Here is a 22,513-nt window from a genome sequence, read left to right on the forward strand (position 1 = left end):
ATGATCAATACTATTAAATTTTTCTGGGAAGTTCTTAAAGATACATTTACTGAATGGAACAATTCTACTGCATCAAAAGATTCAGCAAGTCTTGCCTATTATGCTATCTTTTCTATTCCGGGATTATTGATTATTATTATCTGGGTACTTGGAAATTTCTTTGGTGAAGAAGCCATCCGCGGGCAGATCAGCACACAAATCAGCGGTATCATGGGGCCGGATGTGGCAAAAAGTATCGAAGGTATGCTGGCTGGTGCCCTTATTGATAAAAAGAATATTTTTATGAAAGCGGTAGGAGTCGGATCATTGGTTTTCGGTTCTACAACCCTCTTCTTTCAGCTTCAGCATTCTTTAAATACACTTTGGGAAGTAGAAGCTGCCCCAAAGAAAGCGTTGCTTAAATTTTTACTGGACAGAGCGAATTCTTTAGGGATGATTCTTATTCTGGGATTTCTTCTGATGATCACCATGATTTTATCTTCTCTGATCAGTCTGTTTAATACGATTATCACCCAATATTTTGGTTTTGAAACGTATATGCTGGTAGAAACCGTGAATTTCGCTGTAGGCTTTGGACTTGTCATGCTCTTATTTGCTTTAATGTTTAAAGTTTTGCCGGATGTTTTGGTCAGCTGGAAACCGGTTTGGAAAGGAGCTTTTCTCACTACTGTTTTATTTACGCTGGGAAAATTTTTATTAAGTCTTTATTTTAATCAGGTAAAACCTACCTCAGCCTTTGGTGCTGCCGGAACTGTTATTCTGATTATGATGTGGATCAATTATTCCTGTATGCTGATATTCTTTGGCGCAGAATTTACCAAAGTTTACACTTACAAAAAAGGATATAAAGTTATTCTTTCCAAACATGCACGGTGGACTCCAGCCAAACTGTACGCTGATAGTTTGAAACAGATGAAGGATAATCAAGAAGAGACCAAAAGTCCAGAAACTTCGGAATCAAAACAATCTTAGTATTAAATAGATCTATAATAAAAAAGCCTCCTGAAATTCAGGAGGCTTTCTATTTTTACATTCTGTTTACCGTTCCGATTCCCAGCAACTCTAACGATTTTTTGATCGTCTTTGCTGTGATATCTGAAACATTTAAACGGAATTGTTTTACGTTTTCATCTTCCTGATTCAGAATTGGATTATTCTGATAGAAAGAATTATATGCCTTAACAAGATCGTAAACGTAGTTGGCAACCAAAGCCGGGCTTAATGTTTCCGCTGATTTAGCGACAACAGTTTTAAAGTTGGTCAACTGCATAATCAATTCCTTTTCGGATTGATTCAATTCAATATCTGCAGTCTCTGTTTGTAAAGCACCTGCTTTAGACAATAACGACTGAATACGTGCATAGGTATATTGAATAAACGGACCTGTATTTCCATTAAAATCAATACTTTCTGCAGGATTGAAAAGCATTTTTTTCTTAGGATCTACTTTAAGCATGAAATATTTCAATGCTCCCAATCCTACTGTTTCATAAGATGCTTCTTTATCTTCTTCTGAAAGAGTTTCTAATTTTCCTAACTCCTGGGCCTTAGATTTTGCCGTTTCGTACATCTCCTGCATCAAATCATCTGCATCTACTACAGTTCCTTCACGGGATTTCATTTTACCTTCAGGAAGTTCTACCATTCCATAAGAAAGGTGGAACAGCTGATCTGCCCATTCATACCCTAATTTTTTCAGGATTTTAAATAAAACCTGGAAGTGATAATCCTGTTCATTTCCTACGGTATAGATCAGCTTTTGGATATTATTTTGCTTGAAACGCTCTACTGCAGTACCAAGATCCTGTGTCATATAAACTGATGTACCGTCTGAACGAAGCAATAGCTTTTGATCAAGTCCCTCATCGGTAAGGTCACACCAAACAGAACCATCTTCTTTCTGATACAAAACTCCTTTATCTAATCCCGCCTGGATAAGATCTTTTCCTAAAATGTAAGTATTGCTTTCATATTGAACCTGATCAAAATCAACGCCTAATCTTTTATAGGTTTCATTGAATCCTTTGTAAACCCATGAATTCATTTCCGCCCAAAGTGCTCTTACAGTTTCTTCACCACTTTCCCAATCCAAAAGCATTTTCTGAGCTTCTTTCATCACCGGAGCATCTTTTTTCGCCTGCTCCTCTCCTACACCTTGGTTTACAAGATCTGCAATTTCTTTTTTGTAGTTTTTATCAAATTCTACATAGTAGTTTCCTACAAATTTGTCTCCTTTGGTATTGGTTGTTTCAGGAGTTGCTCCGTTTCCGAATTTTTCCCAAGCCAACATAGATTTACAGATATGAATTCCTCTGTCGTTGATGATCTGAGTTTTAATCACATCATATCCGGCTTCTTTTAAAATCTGAGCTACTGAAAATCCTAATAAATTATTTCTGATATGCCCCAAGTGAAGTGGTTTATTAGTATTCGGTGAAGAATATTCTACCATCACTGTAGCATTTTTCTTTTCTATTGTAGAGAAGTTCTTAGTTACTGATCTGAAGTTGTCTACAAACAATTGGTTTTTAACTTTAACATTCAGGAAACCTTTTACCACATTAAAGCTTTCAAAAATTTCCGTCTGCTCTGTCAAAGCTTCACCTAATTCAACCCCGATGCTTTCAGGATTTTTTTTCAATTGTTTTACCAACGGAAAAGTGACAATGGTAAAATCGCCCTCAAATTCCGTTTTATTTTCCTGAACTTCCAGCTTGATGTCTTTTAACTGATATACGTTTAAAATGACCTCCGAAAGTTTTTCTTCTATAATATATTTAATATTCATGTTTCTAAATTCTCTTTTTAATGCTTATTGCCGAAACATTTTACCGTGTGTTTCCGCTCAAAATCCAAGTTACAAATATACGGAAATAAAAAAACCGCCCGAAGGCGGTTTTATAGGTAAACAAGAATATTTATTCTTTTCTGAAAACAAGGACAGCCTCGTCATTCCCAGGCGTATTATCCAGGTTTTTACTGTTGTCATTAATTCTTAGTTCGGTACTGGAATAAGAATCTATTTCTTTTTTCAATGTCTTGGAAACTCCTGCTTCTGTGTAAGTAAGAGTTAATGTCTGATACATTTTATCAAAAGTCCATTTTCCTCCAAAAGAATCAAACAGATTACAATTTCCGGAAGAAGATGATACATCATATCTTTCATAAGATCCAGAGAAATCTTGATTTATAAAGATGAATCCTTTCTTTTCGCAATCAGTCAGCACAATATCTTTACCTTTGAATTCATACTTATATGGTTTCCAGCTTCCATTAATACTTACCTCTTCATTTACCACTGCACGATCATCATCATTTGAACATGATGCAATACTCATTAAAAGAAGAATTCCTATAAAAAATCTCATATAAAAGTTTTTATATTCTTCAAGCCATAAACAGGCTTGAAGAAATATTATTTAAATTAAAATTTATCCCAAAATATTTTAGTTGATACTTTATCACCTCCAATTTTTGAAGCCGCAGCATTCACATTTTTAGAGTTAAGAAGATATTCCTGATCAGAATAACGCATTCTTACAGGCACTGATTCTACTACAGAACCTCCTGGATTTTGAAATACAGGGAAATCTAATCTTCTGGCAAAGTTCCATGCCTGGAATCCTTTATTGAACATTGCTATCCATGCCTGCTCCCCAACAGATTTTTTCCAATTGGCAGCATTATATGGGTTGGCAGCAATAAATGCATTTGCAGTAGGAGCATCGATACCGTACTCAGTCATTGATGCGGTAATAGCAGCTGTATATAAATTAGCAGCAGTATCTCCAACATTAAAGCCTCTTGCAGCAGCTTCAGTTCTTAAAAACTGGATTTCAGAAAAATCTAATAAAAAGCCTTGTGCATTTTCACCTGAAATAGCATTTGTAAAGTGAGAATAGCTACTGAAAATATTCTGATCTCCATACACACCACCTACATAAGCACCCGCAACCTTTGTAAACCATGTTGCTCTTCTCGGATCTGAAGTTGTGTTCATAAAATCAACAAGAATATCAGACGGAATAAAGTCATTTCTACCTGACTGAATTACATCCTGATAAACAGGGTTTGACAATAATCCTGATGGGAACGTCTGCAGTCCGAAATTATCTGCCTTTTCAGTAAATAATCCTGCGGTATAAGCAGCTTCTGCATAAGTTTTAGCCAATGCCGGATCGCTATCTGCCAAAGTTACTGCCATTCTGAATTTCAAAGAATTCCCCATTTTCTTCCACTTGTTCATATCTCCTTTGTAGATCAAATCATTAGTATATCCACTACCAGAAGTATTAATCATAGCGATTGCAGCATCAATTCTTTTAATAAGATCCAGATATACTGTTTTGGCATCATCATAAGGAATTTCCGCACTTCCCGGATTCTCTGCTGTAGCTTTTAATGCTCCAAAATAAGGAATATCCCCATAAGTATCCACTAAATTAGCCCATGCATACACATTTACCAATTCAATCATAGCAATACTATTGTTTTTGGTAATAGCATCTACGCCTTCACTATCAAGAAATCTTCTTGCATCTCTTAGTGCGGATAATACTCCCGGCGAGTTAATTGTTGCTGATGCTGATGCCATCATTCGATTATAATGATTCCTTGGAATTGGTCTTGTCACCATATCATAATTGGTTTCATCAGTATAAGTAGTTTCTGACCACTGCTGCGTAAAAAACCTAGTAATATTACGGTTTACATTGGCAGACAATAACTGATCAAGAAGTGCATGTTCTGCACTGGCAAAAAGTACTCCTGAAGGAACTTCGGTTGGATGTTTAGGATCTTCATTCAGTGAAGTAATGTCTCTTTCACACGATGTAAATGTTAACGTTAATGAAGCTAAACCTATAATTAAAAATAATTTTTTCATTTTCTAGAATTTTAAAGTTAAATCTATTCCAATATCACGAGTAGTAGGTAACACTCCAATAGAATTACCTTTAGCCCCTAAACCATTCCCCGTACCCGCTTCCGGATCTGCATAAGGTAAGTTTTTGTGAATAATCCAAAGGTTTCTTCCTACAATTGAAATTTTTGCATCACGAATAGAAGTATTGGCAAGAATTGATTTAGGAAGGCTATATCCTATACTTGCTTCTCTCAATTTTACGTAAGATGCATCATAAACAAATCTTTTATTAGGCATTCTTCTATATCCGTCAACGTTACCAAAAGATCCAGGATTGATTGTAGGTGTTGTATTCACATTCCCATTTGGATTAACCCCAGGATGTACAAATCCACCTTCTCTGTAATCAGCAGTTTCGGCATAAAGACCAGTTGCCAATCCGTAATACATATCAGTAGAGAATACATCTCCTCCTTTTTTCACATCAATAAGGAAACTTACTGTGAAATCTTTATAACGGAAACTGTTTCTAATACCACCTACCCAATCTGGGGTGATATTTCCAATAACCTGATTATTATTTCTTAAATAACGACCTGTAGCAGGATCTATTACTTTATCTCCATTAGCATTGTACACATAATCTGATCCTACTAAAGCACCAAAAGATTCTCCAACACGTGCATTAAGGGAAACTCCTCCTTGGTAACTTGCCATCAAGTAATTCTGAGAATCACCATTTAATGCAATAACTTTATTTTCATTTTTAGACCAGTTCACGTTAACATCCCATGTAAAATTTTCTGTCTTAAATGGCGTACCGTTTAACTGTACTTCAACCCCTTTATTGTCAATCTGCCCTGCATTTACAAGGAACGTTCTATATCCTGTTGCAGAAGAAACCGGCAAGTTGATAATCTGGTCAAATGTTCTTGTTTTATAGATTGCGATATCAAAACCTAACCTGTTTTTGAAAAACTGTGCTTCCATACCGAATTCAGTTTCCTTAGATCTTTGAGGTTTTAGGTTTGGATTTGCAAGGAAGTAAGGCTGATCAAATAGACCTTCACCTCTTGCTTTGAAAGTATTAACCAATCTGTAATTATTCGTAGAAGAACCTACTTCAGCATAGTTTGCTCTCAATTTCCAGAAGCTTAGCCAAGGTTGTTTTACAAACTCTGATAGAATAACAGCACCGGTTACAGAAGGATATCCATAGCTGTTATTTCCTTTCGGAAGGTTGGAAGATTGGTCTACACGATAAGTACCATCTACAAATAAAAAGTTTTTATATCCGAAAGATGCCGTAGCATATAAACTCGAAGTAACCCATTTTGAATAATTTTCATCAGGCGGAAGGATTGTTCTTATTGAGTTGGATATTGCAAACAGCCCAGGCTTAGATAAACCTCCTTCTGTGCTCATATAAATATTGTCAATAAGATTTCTTCTTACGTTCCCCCCTGCGATACCGCTAACACTTAAGTCTGAAGTAATATCGAACTTATAATTAGCAAATAAATCAAAGTTGATCTCAGTATTTTTCACATTGGTTCTTGCATATCCTGAGCTCACATTAAGCTGTGAAGCCCCGAATGCCTGAGGAAGAGAACCATTCATTAATCTCTCTTCTACAACCATCTGTAAATCATCGTAAGATAATTTCCCTGTAATTCCAAAATTCTTAGAAACATCATATTTCAACTGAGCATAGCTGAATATTCTGGTTCTGTCATCAGACTGATAATTCTGATATCTCTGGAAATATGGGTTATTCCAATACTGAGGAGTTCCATCTGCGGCTGTAGATCTATTCCAGGAAAAATTACTGTTTCCATTATTAGCATAAGCATCTCTTAATGCTAGCACATCTACGTTTGTCTGCCACCACTGTCTGAAACCGGTAACAACGTTGTCAGAATATCCTGTTTCGTTACGACCTTTTGTGTCCTGTAAAGTTAAAGTTGTGAAAACAGAGGCATGTAGCTTATCTGTGAAATCGTGATTAAATTTCGCTGAAATTGTATTTTTTCTCAGCTCTGAATTAGGCATCAGACCATTAGAAAGCATATTGGAATATGATAAGGAAAGGTTTGAAGTTTTATTTCCTTTTTCAATGGTGATCGTATTAATGTATGTGACTGGTGTTTCAAAGAATTTAATAGGTCCGTTTTTCGCGGCAACCCAAGGTGTGGCTTTTCCATAGTTTGGAGAAGAAGGATCAAATGAATCCCATTGGTAAACCAATTGATTAGGATTAAATGCCGGTCCGTAAGATGCATCATCTACAAAGTTAGCATAATTATAGCCTCCAGGACCTGCGGCTTCATTCCATGCCTGGCCACCATATCCTGCTCCGTATTTTTTCTGATAAGTAGGGAATGTAGATTTATCAATAAATCCCGCTGTAATTCCTGAATTTAAAGTAACTCCCCAGCTTCCGTCGTTATTTCCTCTTCCGCTTTTAGTTACAATCAGGATTACCCCATCACTTCCTCTTTCACCATACAAAGCAGATGCAGCAGCACCTTTCAACACGTTTACAGATTCTATATCCTCCTGGTTGATGTCTGAAAGAAAGTTACCATAATCGAATGTAGATCCGGTTACAGTATTATTATTAACTGGAGAACCATCAATTACAATAAGTGGAGAACCTCCTGACAAAGATTTATATCCTCTGATCAAAAGGTTTGCAGATCCGCCAAAGTTGTTGTTTGTATTTACCTGTAGTCCGGCTACCTTACCTGAAAGAAGAGATGCTACGTTACCGGTATTGGTAGTTCCACCGGTTAATTCTGCAGCTTTAACTTCTTCAGAAGCATAACCAAGAGATTTTTTCTCTCTTTTAATCCCGAGTGCAGTTACAACCACACCCTCAATTTCTTTTGTTTTAACAGTATCATTCTTTTGCTGGGCATTGGCAACAGCTATAGAAGAAGATACTACTAAAACAAGAAGACTTGCTGTTAGTTTCTTCATATCAAATTAATTTTTGTGACTGTACAAATTTGTAAAACTTTCTTAATACCACAAAGCAAAATTTAAAAAAAATACATATATTTTAATATTTTAAAACAAAAACAATTAAATAAGTACTAAAATTAGTTAAAAAGTAAAGATTTAACAAAAACAAATTACTTAATTGTTAATTTCATTTAAGAAATAATAACAATCATTTAAATTGATAATATCTATATTAGTTTGCAACCCTAAACAAGTTAAACAAATTGAATCTCAATAACTTGAAAACAATAAAAAGAAAAAAAACATCTATAATTTCCACACGTGCTATGCTGTGCATATTTTTATAAACAAAAAAACTTTAGTCCTTAAAACAAAAAAAACCGCCCGAAGGCGGTAAAATATATTAAAATTGTTTTATAAAAATTAGTTCTGATTCCAGAATGGAGTCGTTTGGTTCTTAGTAAAACACTGAGCATTTGAAATCTGAGGAACGTTCGCTGAGTTAGCTACATATTCAGATGACGGATACATTAATCTGTATGGTTTATTAGGCTTCGCTGAAGTTGTTGCCATAGGGGTAACCGGGAAACCAGTTCTGTTATAATCAATGAAAGATTCCGTAGGGTTAATTCCTGCAGTAGCTAACCATTTTTGAGTCATGATCGCTTCAATCTTATTATCGTTAGTACCATTCCAACCTAAACCTACTTTAGCCTGAATAGCAGTAATGTATGTAGCAGAAGTGCCCGCTGTAGCATATAGATAATCAAAAGATGCTTTGATACCATTTTCAAACTTAGTCTGACCATTAGAGAAGATAGATGGATATCTAACAGCAGCTTCAGCCTGAAGGAAGTTACTCTCTGAACGTGTCATTAACACACCAGATTTCGCAGATCCAACCGATGTTAACTGAGCAGTAGTACTAGGGCTACCTTGACCAAATATCCAACCATTTCCAAATCTTGAAACCGTTGTAAGATCAGTCGGAGCTCCCGGCTGTCCTGGTGTAGCACCTTGTCTAACTCCTTTAACAACTGAAAGACCATTATAAGCAACTAATGAGAACATTCTTCCTCTTCTTGCATCAATGATACCATTAAATTTCTGATAAACATTATCAGCCATATTATAAGGATTACCATTAAGACAAGTTGCAATATGCTCAGATGCTGTAAATAATGTATTATTCTGCAACTGAGAATTGGAACTGTTTCTCACATAGTATCCATAAAACGGGTTCTGCTGGTCATCATTAGCAGCACTGTACCCAGGATTTACTAAAACATCGCTATCTATAAAGTTTGCTCCTGCTAAAGTTTGAAGTTGCTGATCTCTAAAAGTAGCCAAAGAACCTGTTACCTTAGACATTCTAACTAACATTCTTAGTTTCACAGTATTCGCAAGACGCTTCCAGTTATCCATTGTTCCCTGGAAAACAATATCAGTAGCACCAAGTTCAAGTGCAGCAGCATTTCCGTTATCAATAAGAGTGATAGCATCATTCAGACCAAGAATTAATGATCTGTAGATTTCCTCATCATTATCGTATTTTGGAGTTGCATTAGCCTGACCCATAAATGCCTGGCTATAAGGAGCATCACCATACAAATCTACAATAGTCTGCATATAAAATGCTTTCATCACTTTTGCAGCAGCTACATAATTATCATATTTATGAGTAGAATTATCATATTTCTCAATAGCAACAAAGTTACCTACGTTTCTGTATAATCCATCCCAGATCTGTGGATAAAAAGAACTATCTACATTTAATGTATATTCGTTACCAAATGGAGCTCCAAAAGAATAAGAGTTACCAGCATAAGAGTTCATCATAAGCCCTCCAAATCTATTCATCCATGTAGCTTGTGTTCTATAAGTCTGAGCAACAGCACCAGGAAATAATAAAGTTGGTGTAATAGCTTCCGCATGAATATTATTTGGATTTTCATTAATATCCAGATAATGATCACATGAAGTCAACGTCATCGAGGCAACGATTAAACCAAGTATTGTATATTTAAATTTTTTCATTTTCAAGTAATAATTAATTAAATTTTAGAAAGATGCTTTAAGGTTAAATCCAAAGCTTCTAGTTGATGGATACTGCGTTGTATAAGCAAAACCTGCAGCATTCCCTGTTGTACTTGCAGTTTCCGGATCAGCATAGTTTCTGTTATTATCTGCGTACTTAAAGAATGGGTTTCTTGAATAAACACCAATTGTCAATGAGTTCAAGAAAGTTGAGCTTAATACTGATTTTGGTATATCATAACTTAACGCAATTTCTCTAATCTTCAATGCAGTTGCATCAACTACCAGGTTTTCACCTACAGCTCTATAAGCACTACTTGAGAAATAATTAGTAACGTTAGTATACGTTCCTGCACCTCCTACTGGTGTATTATTTGGAGTGTAGATTGGGTTAGCAGCAGTTCCTGTATTCTGTACTGAATTAGGAACAACATATCCTTGAGTTCTGTCAAACTCAGCTGATTCCTCTAAACCTCCTGTAAATGCAAGTAAGTTTTTCGTAAAGGATACAAATTTACCACCTTTTCTAAAATCTCCCATCGCAGATAAAGTAAATCCTTTATACTTAATGTTTGTAGAGAATCCAAGAATATAATCAGGAGTTGCTCTTCCTAAAACCTGAAGATTACTTGTTGTCAAAGGATTTCCTTTAGAGTCAACAATAATTCTTCCCTGATCGTCTCTCTGGAATGCACTTCCTTTGATAACCGGGAAATCAGAACCTTTCACAGCAAAGATACCTACTGCTGCTGAAGAACTGCTTAATAAAGAAACTTCATCAGCTCCATCAGCTAATTCCAATACTTTAGATCTATATGTAGAGTAAGACACCTTCATATCCCAAGTAAAATCGCTTGTTTTAATTGGCGTTATTCCTAAATCAAGTTCAAGACCTCTTAGTCTCATCTTACCCACGTTATCAAGAATACTTGTTAATCCAGATGTACTTGATGCAGTTCTTGCTGTAATTAAGTCATCAGTTGTAGATTGGTAAACAGACGCATCTAATCTGATTCTATCTTTCAGGAATCCTAGAGACATTCCGAAATCTAAAGTATTAACAAATTCAGGTTTAATATCTACCGATGTAGGCGTTTGATTATTAATATATGAACTTAATCCGTTAAATGGGAACCCTGTCGGGAATACTCCGATTTCATCCGTTCTGTAAGGATCTACTGCAGTTGTGTTACCTACTCTTGTATATGATCCGGTAATTTTTGCGTAGTTAAGAATATCTCCTTTTAAGTTAGCAAATGCTTTAGTTGGCACAAAAGACAAACCTACCGAATAATAAGGATAAACTGGGTTTGTTCTTTTTCCTGTGCTATAAGGTCTTGTTGACAATACTGAAGACTGCTCAATTCTAAATGTAGAGTTTAAGAATAAATAATCATTATAGCTTAAATCTAAATTCGCAAATCCTGCAATAATTCTACTGTTTGTCTGATAGTTATCTAGATTAGCACTAGAGAAAGGATCTGGATTAAGTACATTTTTAATGTGATACCAACCTGGAATATCTAAATTATTACCTCCTACAGATGTTACATTGTAAGTCCTGTCCTGAATGTTATTACCAATGTTAAACTTCAAGCCGATTTTATCAGTTAGCTCATAATCAAAGTTAATCATTAAGTCACCATAGTAATTTCTTTCTTTAGAAGTACTTTCATAGAACCAAGAAGTGATATCACCATTTCCTAGATCACCAAAAGTAATTCCATCAATGGATGCTCCAGGAAGGTTATATGTATTAGTAAAAATAGCACCATCATTATGTCTTGTATAAGTCATACCTCTAGTCGTAACGTTTCCGTTATACGTAATGTTGATGTTCTTATTCAATTCATAATCTAAACCAAGGATAGCACTAAAGTAATCACTACGTCTGTCATATCTTTCGTGATCGATTGTCCAGTATGGGTTTACAGCGTATCCTGTGTAATATCCTTCAATTCCACTATTTCTATACAGTTTAATGTTGTTGTTAGTAGGAGTTTGAAGAATATCATCATATAATGATGAGTTTGTAGTGGATATTATTCTATTGATATAGTTGATGTTACCATCAATTTTCAATTTTCCTATTTTCTTTCCAGCTTTAAAAATAAAACTGTTTTGTCTTAATTTATCACCCTCAACTACGAAATTATTTTCTGTTCTGTTAGCAGAGAAGGATACATATGAATCAGATCCGCCTGCTGTTGCTGTAATTCCGTTTTGGGTTAATACTCCTGTTGAAAAGAATTTATTCATGAAATTCTTCACTGGAGCATATTTTTCATAAATAAATGAACCATCAGCCTGTGGAAGACCTGAAGGCATCATTGTTCCTCCGATAGCCGGATTGTCATAAGCAGCTCCCCAAGACATGTTTTCCCATGGCACATAGTTTGTTCCTCCATAATCTACATCACTCCATCCTTCATCCTGAACTCCCTTACCGTACTTCTGCTGAACTTTTGGAAGCATGAAAACATTAGAGATATCAATAGACGAATTGAACGTCATCTGAAGTTTCTCAGATTTTGTTCCTCTTTTTGTCGTCACAATAATTACCCCGTTCACCCCTTGCTGACCATAAAGAGCCGCTCCTTGTAAACCTTTAATTACGTTGATGTTTTCGATTGCTTCTGGTGGTATCTGCTGTAAGATGTCAGCAGATGAAATAACGTTATCAATTACAATTAACGCTTGGTTATTACCCGTGATAGATTTAGCACCTCTTAAGACAACTCGATAGCTAGGATCCACACCATTGTTTGTCAAATTGATTTGTAAACCTGAAACCTTACCCGTCAATGCCTGTACAGCAGTTGGTGCTGACGCCTGATTCAGTTCTTTTGTCGTTACAACTTGCTGTGTATTTGTTATCGCATCAGCCTTTCTTTTGATACCTAAGGCTCCGGTAACAACTATCTCCTCTATATTTTTGGTTTTTAGAGTATCTTTCGTGTTTTGGGCTGATACCATCATAAATGACGACGACAGTACCACCGCGAAAACACTCGCAGTTAATTTCTTCATATCAAATTCAATTATTTTTACAGATTACAAATATGTGAAACTTTCACAAAATGACCAAAAAAAATGTTAAAATTTTATAATTAACAAAAACAAAAGCATTTAACATATACCAAAACTAACAACTCGTCAAAAAAACATACATTATTTCATCAATATGAAAAACACATACAATTAGCAACCCCAATAAAAAAATTTAAAAACAATAAATTATACTCTTTATAACGATAAAAACAGTAAAAAACACACAAAATCACTTCCTGCAAAATTTTATATTTTTGCATTTATAGAAACAATTCATGGAGCTAATAAAAAACTGGTCAAACCTTTACATTGAAGCCGGATGTGATGAAGTAGGAAGAGGATGTTTAAGCGGTCCGGTTGTAGCAGCAGCGGTAATTTTAGATGATGACTTCAAACAAAATCTGGTGAATGATTCAAAAAAATTAACATTTAAAACCCGGATGGAGCTTGACCATTATATCAAAGACAATGTAAAAAGCTATGCTATTGCAGAACTTCCCCCGTCTTTTATTGATGAACATAATATCCTCAATGCAAGCATTCATGCCATGCATCGTGCACTGGACAAACTGAGTATTACACCGGAACTTATTTTGGTAGATGGGAATAAATTCCATCCCTATAATTATATTCCGCACCAATGTATTATTAAGGGAGATTCCAAAGTTTTATCTATTGCTGCTGCTTCCATTCTTGCCAAGAATTATAGAGACAAATTAATGATCCAGCTTCATGAAGAACATCCGGAATACGGCTGGGACACCAATTTTGGCTACGCCACAAAAAAACACCAGGAAGCCCTTATAAAATACGGCCCAACAGTTCATCACAGACAATCTTTCAGACTGAAATATGATTGAAAACCCCTCATACTCAATTGTTAAATTCGCATACCATAATTAGAAATTTAAAATCTTTCTAAATAAAAATTACTATAAAAAAAGAGAAACAATACTGTATTGCTTCTCTTTTTTAAGATATAATTAAGGAAATTATTTCTTTTTATTTCTTTGTTGTTCCTGAGTCTTTTGTTGCTCCTGAGCCTTCTCCATCATCTCTCTCATTCTCTTCTGGAATTTACCTTCTGCTTTTGGTTTTTCCTTGTTAGACTGAATCTGGGCATGGATTTTCTTTTCATCCAAAATCACATATTTAATAACAAGGATGATTAAGATGTTAATCGCATTTGATACAAAATAATACCATGAAAGTCCTGAAGCCGAAGTGTTAAGGAAGAATAAGAATGTAACCGGGAAGATGTACATTAATACCTTCATATTTGGCATTCCTTCCTGTTGAGGCTGCTGCATATTTCCTGAAGTCATTACAGTATAGATTAAAATAACAACGGTACAAGCTAATGCAAAAATACTTAAGTGATCTCCAAGGAAAGGAACTTTGAACGGAAGCTTGATCAAATCATCATAAGCTGTCAAATCCTTTGCAAACCAGAAGCCTTGCCCTCTAAGATCAATAAAGTTCGGGAAGAAACGGAATAATGCATAGAAGATAGGAATCTGAACTAATGCCGGTAAACATCCCGCCATCTGGTTTACTCCCGCTTTTCTGTAAACTTCCATTGTAGCCTGCTGTTTTTTCATCGGATCTGCATCCTTAAACTTAGCATTTACCTCATCAATTTCCGGACGGATCACCTTCATCATCGCACTCAATTTATGCTGCTTATACATAATTGGTGAAAGGATTAGTTTCACAATGATTGTCATTACGAAAATTACCCAACCTGCTGATAATCCCCAAGCAGCAATAATACCATATAACCACATGAAGAAATAACGGTTCATCGCTCCGATGAATGACCAACCTAACGGAAGAATTTCATCAAAGTTTTTATCATAGGATTTAAGCAATGGTAAATCCAATGGCATGAAATACCATGTAAAGTCCTGGTTCAGCTCACTTCCTGTCATCTGAACAAAGCCTTCATAGTTGAGTTTCTTCAAATATTCACCTTCTTCAACATTTTCCTGGTTTCCTTTACTTTGGGTAAATCCGTTTTTCGCTTCAATCACTGAAGTGAAGAACTGCTGCTTTACCCCAATCCAGTTAAGAGTTTCCTTTTCTTCTTCCATCGTTGTTCTTCCATCATAATCATAGTCTTTATAATTATTGAAAGCATAAGAAAATTCTGAGTGAGATTGCTCCTGAGCTCTACCTTTCTCTAAGTTTCTTACATTATAATCCCAGATGAAATCTGCTTTGTTATCAGAAGTAATTTTGGAAAGTCCCTGAGTTCTTACTTTAAAATCAAGGGTATATTTTGGAAGTAGTGTGTAAATGAATTGAATTACAGCACCATTATAATCTGCAGTTAAAGTTACAGCATTTCCGTTAACAGAAGGTGAGAAAACTAAATCTTTAGTATTAACAGTCTTTCCTGTTTTATCTTTAAACTGAAAACCGTAGTTTGAATTATTCTTAGTGATCAGATAAAGTGGCTGATCTGCATTGTCTGTTTTGTGGTTGTAGGCTTTATACTTTAAAAGCTCTACTTTGGAAACCTGTCCTCCTAAGCTTGAAAATTCAAGTTTCAGTTCATTATTTCCAAGACTTGCAGTCTGGATTGCGTTAGGAGTTACATTTGGATTGATATTGTTTGCCTGAGTTTGCTTTACGGCATTTTTAGCCTGTTCCGTTTTCTGCTCCTGAGCTTTCAACTCCGCTTCTTTCGTTTGTTTGTTCTGGAAATAGAACATAAAACCGAAGAGAACAAGGCATAAAACCGCGAAACTAATCATTTGCTTCTTATCGATTCCGTTGTTTTGTTGCATTTTATTTTATATTAAAATTTTAAATTTAAAATATACGTACTGGTGTACGTAATTTGAGCTGACAAAAATACTGTTTTTTTATCAAAACTCTATGCTTTACGTTGTTACTATATAATAAACTCAAGCTGAGAATAATCAGCCTGAGTTTATGTGTAGACGTTTATGATAAAATTTTACCTTATTTCTTTTCGCAAGCCTTAATGAAAGCTCTGAATAAAGGATGCGGTGTCGCTACCGTACTTTTATATTCCGGGTGGTACTGAACTCCCACATAGAATGGATGATCAGGAAGTTCAAGTGCTTCTACCAAACCAGTTTCAGGATTGGTACCTGTAGCAAGGAAACCGTTCTTTTCAAACTCCTGAAGATAATCACTGTTGAATTCATAACGGTGACGGTGTCTTTCAGAAATATTTTTGGTTCCGTAGATATCGTTTAATTTAGATCCGTTTTTCAATGTACACTTCCATGCTCCAAGACGCATTGTTCCACCTTTATCTACCACATTTTTCTGTTCTTCCATCAAGGAAATTACAGGATCTGGAGTTGCTGTATCAAATTCCATGGAGTTTGCTTTTGTATGTCCTAAAACATTTCTTGCAAATTCAATCGTCATGATCTGCATTCCTAAGCAGATTCCCAACATCGGAATTTTATTTTCTCTTGCATATTTTGCCGTAAGAACTTTTCCTTCAATCCCTCTGTCTCCGAAACCTGGAGCTACAAGAATACCATTCACTCCTTTCAGAGTATCTTTGATGTTTTCTTCCGTAATATCTCCACTGTATACCCATCTTACTTTTACTTCAGTTTCAAGGTCAGCTCCTGCATGTTTGAACGCTTCAGCAATAGAAATATAAGAATCCTGAAGGGAAATATATTTTCCAACTAATGCAATCTCAACAGTTTTCTTAGGGTTCTGGAATTTTTTAAGGAAACTCTTCCAGTCTTTTAGATCAGCATCTTTATCACTCTTCAGATCAAGTTCTTTCAATACTACATCATCGAAATTCTGCTTCTGAAGATACATTGGAACTTCATAGATCGTTTCAAGATCTTTACATTCGATAACATTATCTAAAGGAACGTTGCAGAACTGTGCCAGTTTTGCTCTCTGATCTTTAGGAATTTTGTGTTCTGTTCTACATACTAAAACATCAGCCATAATTCCACTTTCCATCAACTGACGAACAGAGTGCTGGGATGGTTTTGTTTTTAATTCTCCACTTGAAGCCAGGTAAGGCAATAAAGTCAGGTGGATTACCATAGAATTGCTCTCTCCCAATTCCCATTTCAGCTGACGAACAGTTTCAATGTATGGTAAAGATTCAATATCCCCTACCGTTCCTCCGATTTCAGTAATGATGATATCGTAGTTCTGTTTTGAAAGGATTTTAATTCTACGTTTAATTTCGTTAGTAATATGAGGAATTACCTGAACTGTTTTTCCAAGGAAATCTCCTTTTCTTTCTTTTTCAATTACAGTCTGGTAAATTTTTCCTGTAGTAACGTTGTTGTTTTGGGATGTAGGAGCATCAAGATAACGCTCATAATGGCCTAAATCCAGATCCGTCTCCGCACCATCTTCAGTTACATAACACTCTCCGTGTTCATAAGGATTCAAAGTTCCTGGGTCGATATTGATATAAGGATCTAATTTTTGGATCGTTACATTAAAGCCACGTGATTTTAGTAGAAGTCCCAGAGAAGCAGAAACGATTCCCTTTCCCAAAGATGAAGTTACACCTCCTGTCACAAAGATGTACTTTGTATTCTTTTTACTCATTAGATTAGGTTTGTGCAAAGTTAGGGGAAAAAGAAATACAAAGCAATCTTTTACATTTTGAAAATGGTAAAACATCCTTCAAACAATCATAAAACCTGATAAAAATTTTTATCTATATTTGGTATAAGCAAATGAAACAAAGCTATAACCATCATGATTTCCGTATATAAACTAAAACCAAAATTCCAGCAGCTCCTCACTCCTGTTTTATTATTTTTTCATAGAAATAAGATTACAGCCAATCAGATTACGATCAGTTCTATTCTCTTATCCGTGGTCATTGGGATATTGTTCTGGAATGCTGATATTTCGAAATGGTTCTTGCTAAGTCTTCCTGTGGGATTGCTGATGAGAATGGCTCTAAATGCTTTGGACGGAATGATGGCCAGGAAATTCAATCAGACGAGTACTCTTGGTGAGGTTTTAAATGAAGTAGGTGATATTGTCTCTGATGTCATTATATTTTTCCCTCTTCTTAAGTTTCAGCCTGAGAGTTTATATCTTATCGTTGTCTTTATCGTTCTTAGCATCATTAATGAATTTGCAGGATTAATGGGGAAAATCGTAGGAAAGGAAAGGCGTTATGACGGACCTATGGGAAAAAGTGACCGTGCCCTTATCCTTGGATTGTATGGTTTGCTCACCCTTTTCGGAGTAAACATTACCGTTGTTTCCCCATACATTTTTGGAATTATCATTGTTTTACTCCTGATCAGTACTTATACACGACTTAAGAAATCTCTGAATGAAGCCTGAAGAAAATAAATTCGCAGATGTTCCTTTACGGGTAAAAACATGGATCTACATCATTATTGTTTTTGCGCTGGGAGTTTCACATCCTCTTGCTATGACCATTTTGGTTTCATGGATAAGTTTTCAATGTTTTTTTGAATTTTCAAGGATGTTCAAAATTTATGATTCTCCACTTGCTCCTTCAATTTTCATAAGTGTTTTACAGTTTTTCATGCTCTATTTTTTGAATACTGACGTTTACCTTTTGTACAGTTTCCTTATAACAATCCTCATTATATGCCGTTCTGTACTGAAAGGTTCCTCCGTAAAACAGATATATGGAATTTCCATTGCCTTATTAATATGTCTTATCGCTTTTCCGAATTTGTTATGGATAAGAAATCGTTTTGATGGGTTGAATGCCATTATCTTCATTGTAGTAGTGACTGAACTGAACGATGTATTTCAGTATCTGATGGGTAAGTTTTTCGGAAAACATAAAATAACGCCTCAAATCAGTCCCAACAAAACACTGGAAGGGCTTATTGGTGGTATTTTTATTACGATTATCCTGAGTAACATCTTAGGGTATTTTCTGCTTACAACAGACATTGTAACCAATTCTATTTTAGGACTTGTTCTGGGAGTTTCAGGATTTTTCGGTGATATCTTCATGTCTTATTTAAAAAGGAAAACCGGTGTAAAAGATACCGGCAGCCTGCTTCCCGGACACGGTGGCCTTCTTGACAGAATGGACAGCCTGGTTTTCAATGCACCTTTATTCTTTTGGTTATTTCCTCTTCTGATAAAAAATTAATGCCATGGAAGAAAAATTTAAAAGAGCTGTTATTTTTTCAGGAGGCGGAACAAGGCTGATGATTTATCTGGGAATCTTCGCTGCTCTGGAAGAACTGGATCTCAAACCGGATCTCCTGATTGCTTCCTGTGGTGGATCATTTGCAGCGACAATCATCAATGCTTTTCCTGATGATCTTTCCCGGAAAGAATATCTAACATCTGAAGAGTACTTTCAGTTTGTTTCAGGAACTGTATTAACAAAGCAGAGAAAACTTTCACAAATCGGATTTTTCTCCTTAAAAAAACTTCTGGATAAAAGAAAAGCCCCATTCATTGAAGATGTTTTCAACCGATATCTTGTTGAAATGCCCCAAGATCTATCCAAATGTTTTCCATCCATCAAAAATGTTCAGTTTTCAAAAGAAATACCTACCCTAATTATTGGTTCGGAGATTCTTTTTACCCCAAAAGAATGTGGACAAAAAAGAAATAAAAGAAAATTATATCAAAAAACAATCTTCACAGATCCGGAAACAGCAAAGAAGATTTATCCTGAACAAATTGTCAGTCATTCTGAAAGCTTAAAAAACAGTACTGTTGAAGAAACGTTCAAAATAGTTACTGACCTTTCCATGCTTGAAAGTACCCGCGCTTCTATTTCCGATATGTTTTATGTAGAACCTGCATTTCTTCAGGGAAAATATTTTGCTGGCGGAGCTATAGATCTTATACCTGCAGAATTAAGTCAGCATCTCGCACAGGAAATTATTACCGAAAAAAAACAATCATACAATCCTGTAGAAGAAGCACTTGTACGTGCTGTCCTTGGATTTAGTGGAAATGAAAGGCTTGCAGAGACAGACAAACTTTTATCCGGCTTCCAAATTGATACCCTCAACATAAAACAGGAACTGGAAGGACATTATCTGAAAAAAGGAATTGACTGGAGAAAATTTGAAATCAATTTTTCGTTTCCTAAAAGTTACCCACAATTTGTGAAAGATATGGAAATACAGTGGCAGTATGCTTTCAGTCAAACAATGAAAACTATTAGAAAGTGATGACAAATCCTCAACTGAAGACGGGAAAATTCCCCTTCTCCGGAGGGGTGGCGAAAATTCAAAGAATTTTTGACGGGGTGGTTTTTAACACATAGTTTTAAGTTTCGGCTAAAGCCAATGGAAATGCAACCTATTGTGATCATGGGCTAAAGCCCGTGCCTATTGAATATCTTAGTTTTATAAATAATACTAAAACCATTAAGAAAGTTTAAGAAATAAAGTAGAGTTAAGATGAATCATCCTGATTTTTAAGCTTAAAGCAAAGCTCATCTTCATATTCTAAACATCTTAAAAAAATCTTAATGTTTCAATCGTTAAAAACATTCACCTTATTTTCACTTTTAAAATCTATTTTTACATAGAATTGAAAACCATCAGACACTCATGAACGTTTTTATCGCAGGCGGAACTTCAGGGATTGGCTATGCACTGGCCAGACACTATCTTTCTAAAGGATACGGTGTAGGAATCTGTGGAAGAGATCTTACCAAAATCCCGGAGAATGATTCTAAAGATATAAAGGCTTTTCAGACAGATGTTTGTGATATTAATGCCCTGTTATCCACATTACAGTCTTTTCTTGTGGATAAAAATGAACTTGATATTTTCATTAACTGTGCAGGAAGCTATGCAGAAGATGTAGCAGGAAGAATTTCGTACGAAGAGGCTGAAGAAATGCTTCAGACCAATATTCTGGGAACCGTTAATTTTTTCGAGGCAGCAAGAAAAGTAATGAAAAATCAGAAAAAAGGAAGGATTGCCGTGATTGCTTCCGTTTCAGGGATATTGGAATATGAAAATTCCAGTCTTTATACGAAGACAAAACGTTCTGTCATACAGATTGCCGATGCCTATCACCGCGCACTGAAACCTTTTGGAATTTCCGTCACTACAATTGCTCCGGGATATATTGATACCGAAAAATTAAGGCAGCTTAACCAAAATAACTTAAGTAAAAAACCATTTCTTACGGAGGTAGAAACCGCAGTTTCCATCATATCAGAAGCCATAGAAAAACAGAAAAAGCTTATTATTTTTCCAACAAAAATGAAGTGGATGATGAAATCTTTATCCCTGCTTCCTTCTTCTTTATTAAATATCATCATGTTCAGAAAAGCCCAATGGATGAAAAACGACTGACAATACAAAGAAAGCTGTACGCCTTGATTCTGTGTTCCATTGTATTTATGATGGTTTACAATTTTGCAGCGTGGTATATTTCAAAACTGACTGATATTCCGTCCTTCGTTTTTAATTTTGAAAATTACATTCCATTTATTCCGTGGAGCATTATTCCTTATATGACCAGCGGAATCTTTTTCTGTCTGGTATTTTTTTTCTGTCAAAATAAAGAACAGCTTAAAGTTTTAACACAGCGTATGCTCTTCGTAACGGTTGTTGCCGGAATTTGCTTCTTATTATTTCCCTTAAAATTTTCCTTGTCCAAACCTGAAATCAACGACTCGGTTCTGGGATATTCTTTTCAGTTTTTAAAAGTATTTGATTCTTCTTTCAATCAGGCTCCGTCCCTTCATATTGCCTATGCTTTTATTTTCTGGTCTGTTTTCAGGAATGTAAAAAAAGGAAGATCATTCGTTATGCTTTGGCTTATTATCCTGGGAATTTCTACGTTGACAACGTATCAGCATCATTTCATTGATGTCATAACCGGAAGTATTCTTGCCCATTTTAGTTTTATCATCTTTCCTTATCAAAAAAATAATTTTCTGTATAGAAATTTTCATATCGCCAACCTCTATTTTTTATCAGGATGGTGTATTATTTTAATCGCATTTCTGACTAATCAATTCTTCGGAGAAACAGGGTTGTTACTCCTTTGGCCAGGGTTGATGATTATTCTGATCGGGTATCATTATCAGAAAAATGACATCTTCTTTTTAAAAAATAAAGCAGGACATATTCCGTGGATAAAAAAGATTTTCTATATCCCATATCTGTTAATTTACAGGATATTTTGGAGGTTTTTCCGGAAAAACAGGACTCCTGTGGAAATTATTCCCCGATTATATATTTCATCAAGACCAGATCGTGAAAGCATACAAGATTTCGGAATTAACAAGGCAACCCTTGTGTATGACCTGTCAGGTGAAATAGAAGAACTCTCTATCATAAAAGATACAGCAGTTTATCATTCTTTTCCTTTTCTGGACATTGGAACATTTGAGAGTTCTGAAACCCAAAAGCTGGTTACGGAAATCACAGAATCTTATCAGAAACTTCCGCCGGACGGCAAGATTCTGATCCATTGCACAATGGGATTCACAAGAAGTTCGCTAATCGGAATTTTAGTAATCAAAAATATTCTATCTTTACCTCTTACAGAAGCAATAACCATGATGAAAACCCACAATAAGCATGCGGTCATACCTACTTATCTGGAGGATTTTCTGAAAAAATTTTAATC

15 protein-coding genes are annotated in these 22,513 nt (G+C 35.5%); 7 read left to right on the plus strand and 8 right to left on the minus strand.

Annotated features, from left to right (window positions below; all coding sequences use genetic code 11):
- Positions 1-972 carry a YihY/virulence factor BrkB family protein gene (locus tag CQ022_RS11415; RefSeq protein WP_105681503.1) on the plus strand — a complete coding sequence of 324 codons (972 nt, stop codon included), beginning with the start codon at positions 1-3 and terminating at the stop codon, positions 970-972.
- Between the two features lie 55 nt (positions 973-1,027).
- Here the strand turns inward: CQ022_RS11415 and argS are convergent, their stop codons facing one another.
- From argS to CQ022_RS11445, 6 genes are all read right to left on the minus strand, one after another.
- The gene (gene argS, locus CQ022_RS11420; RefSeq protein WP_105681504.1) at positions 1,028-2,788 is read right to left on the minus strand and encodes an arginine--tRNA ligase; all 1,761 of its coding nucleotides are present in this window, start codon (positions 2,786-2,788) and stop codon (positions 1,028-1,030) included.
- Between the two features lie 130 nt (positions 2,789-2,918).
- The gene (locus CQ022_RS11425; RefSeq protein WP_105681505.1) at positions 2,919-3,368 is read right to left on the minus strand and encodes a lipocalin family protein; all 450 of its coding nucleotides are present in this window, start codon (positions 3,366-3,368) and stop codon (positions 2,919-2,921) included.
- Positions 3,369-3,424: 56 nt separating this feature from the next.
- Positions 3,425-4,885: a SusD/RagB family nutrient-binding outer membrane lipoprotein gene (locus CQ022_RS11430; RefSeq protein ID WP_105681506.1), complete on the minus strand. Its 1,461-nt coding sequence runs from the start codon at positions 4,883-4,885 to the stop codon at positions 3,425-3,427.
- 3 nt (positions 4,886-4,888) lie between these two features.
- Positions 4,889-7,846: a SusC/RagA family TonB-linked outer membrane protein gene (locus tag CQ022_RS11435; protein ID WP_105681507.1), complete on the minus strand. Its 2,958-nt coding sequence runs from the start codon at positions 7,844-7,846 to the stop codon at positions 4,889-4,891.
- 408 nt (positions 7,847-8,254) lie between these two features.
- On the minus strand, positions 8,255-9,868 hold the full coding sequence (locus tag CQ022_RS11440) for a SusD/RagB family nutrient-binding outer membrane lipoprotein (RefSeq protein ID WP_105681508.1): 1,614 nt from the start codon (positions 9,866-9,868) through the stop codon (positions 8,255-8,257).
- A gap of 24 nt (positions 9,869-9,892) precedes the next feature.
- Complete coding sequence (locus tag CQ022_RS11445) at positions 9,893-12,898, minus strand: SusC/RagA family TonB-linked outer membrane protein (protein WP_105681509.1); 3,006 nt, start codon at positions 12,896-12,898, stop codon at positions 9,893-9,895.
- A 296-nt stretch (positions 12,899-13,194) separates the two neighbouring features.
- Between CQ022_RS11445 and CQ022_RS11450 the strand changes: the two genes are divergently transcribed.
- Positions 13,195-13,779 carry a ribonuclease HII gene (locus CQ022_RS11450; protein WP_105681510.1) on the plus strand — a complete coding sequence of 195 codons (585 nt, stop codon included), beginning with the start codon at positions 13,195-13,197 and terminating at the stop codon, positions 13,777-13,779.
- A gap of 132 nt (positions 13,780-13,911) precedes the next feature.
- On the opposite strand, the gene yidC is transcribed toward CQ022_RS11450, so the two are convergent.
- Positions 13,912-15,711, minus strand: a complete 1,800-nt coding sequence (yidC, locus tag CQ022_RS11455; RefSeq protein WP_105681511.1) for a membrane protein insertase YidC — start codon at positions 15,709-15,711, stop codon at positions 13,912-13,914.
- 178 nt (positions 15,712-15,889) lie between these two features.
- Positions 15,890-17,497, minus strand: coding sequence for a CTP synthase (locus CQ022_RS11460; RefSeq protein ID WP_105681512.1), 1,608 nt, complete (start codon positions 17,495-17,497; stop codon positions 15,890-15,892).
- 153 nt (positions 17,498-17,650) lie between these two features.
- Here CQ022_RS11460 and CQ022_RS11465 point away from each other — a divergent pair, with 153 nt between their 5' ends.
- The 5 genes from CQ022_RS11465 (at position 17,651) to CQ022_RS11485 (ending at position 22,511) form a co-directional block, all read left to right on the plus strand.
- Positions 17,651-18,253 (plus strand): CDP-alcohol phosphatidyltransferase family protein, encoded by a 603-nt coding sequence (locus CQ022_RS11465; protein WP_105681513.1) that lies wholly within the window; start codon positions 17,651-17,653, stop codon positions 18,251-18,253.
- Positions 18,243-19,046, plus strand: coding sequence for a phosphatidate cytidylyltransferase (locus CQ022_RS11470; RefSeq protein ID WP_105681514.1), 804 nt, complete (start codon positions 18,243-18,245; stop codon positions 19,044-19,046). The genes CQ022_RS11465 and CQ022_RS11470 overlap by 11 nt, the downstream gene beginning before the upstream one ends.
- 4 nt (positions 19,047-19,050) lie before the next feature.
- Positions 19,051-20,088: a patatin-like phospholipase family protein gene (locus CQ022_RS11475; protein WP_105681515.1), complete on the plus strand. Its 1,038-nt coding sequence runs from the start codon at positions 19,051-19,053 to the stop codon at positions 20,086-20,088.
- Positions 20,089-20,472: 384 nt separating this feature from the next.
- Positions 20,473-21,228 (plus strand): SDR family NAD(P)-dependent oxidoreductase, encoded by a 756-nt coding sequence (locus tag CQ022_RS11480; RefSeq protein WP_105681516.1) that lies wholly within the window; start codon positions 20,473-20,475, stop codon positions 21,226-21,228.
- Positions 21,141-22,511 (plus strand): phosphatase PAP2 family protein, encoded by a 1,371-nt coding sequence (locus CQ022_RS11485; protein WP_123875856.1) that lies wholly within the window; start codon positions 21,141-21,143, stop codon positions 22,509-22,511. Before CQ022_RS11480 ends, CQ022_RS11485 begins: the two co-directional genes overlap by 88 nt.
- The last annotated feature ends 2 nt before the right edge of the window (positions 22,512-22,513 follow it).

The sequence above is a fragment of the Chryseobacterium culicis genome (assembly GCF_002979755.1).
In the GTDB taxonomy this organism is placed as follows: domain Bacteria; phylum Bacteroidota; class Bacteroidia; order Flavobacteriales; family Weeksellaceae; genus Chryseobacterium; species Chryseobacterium culicis_A.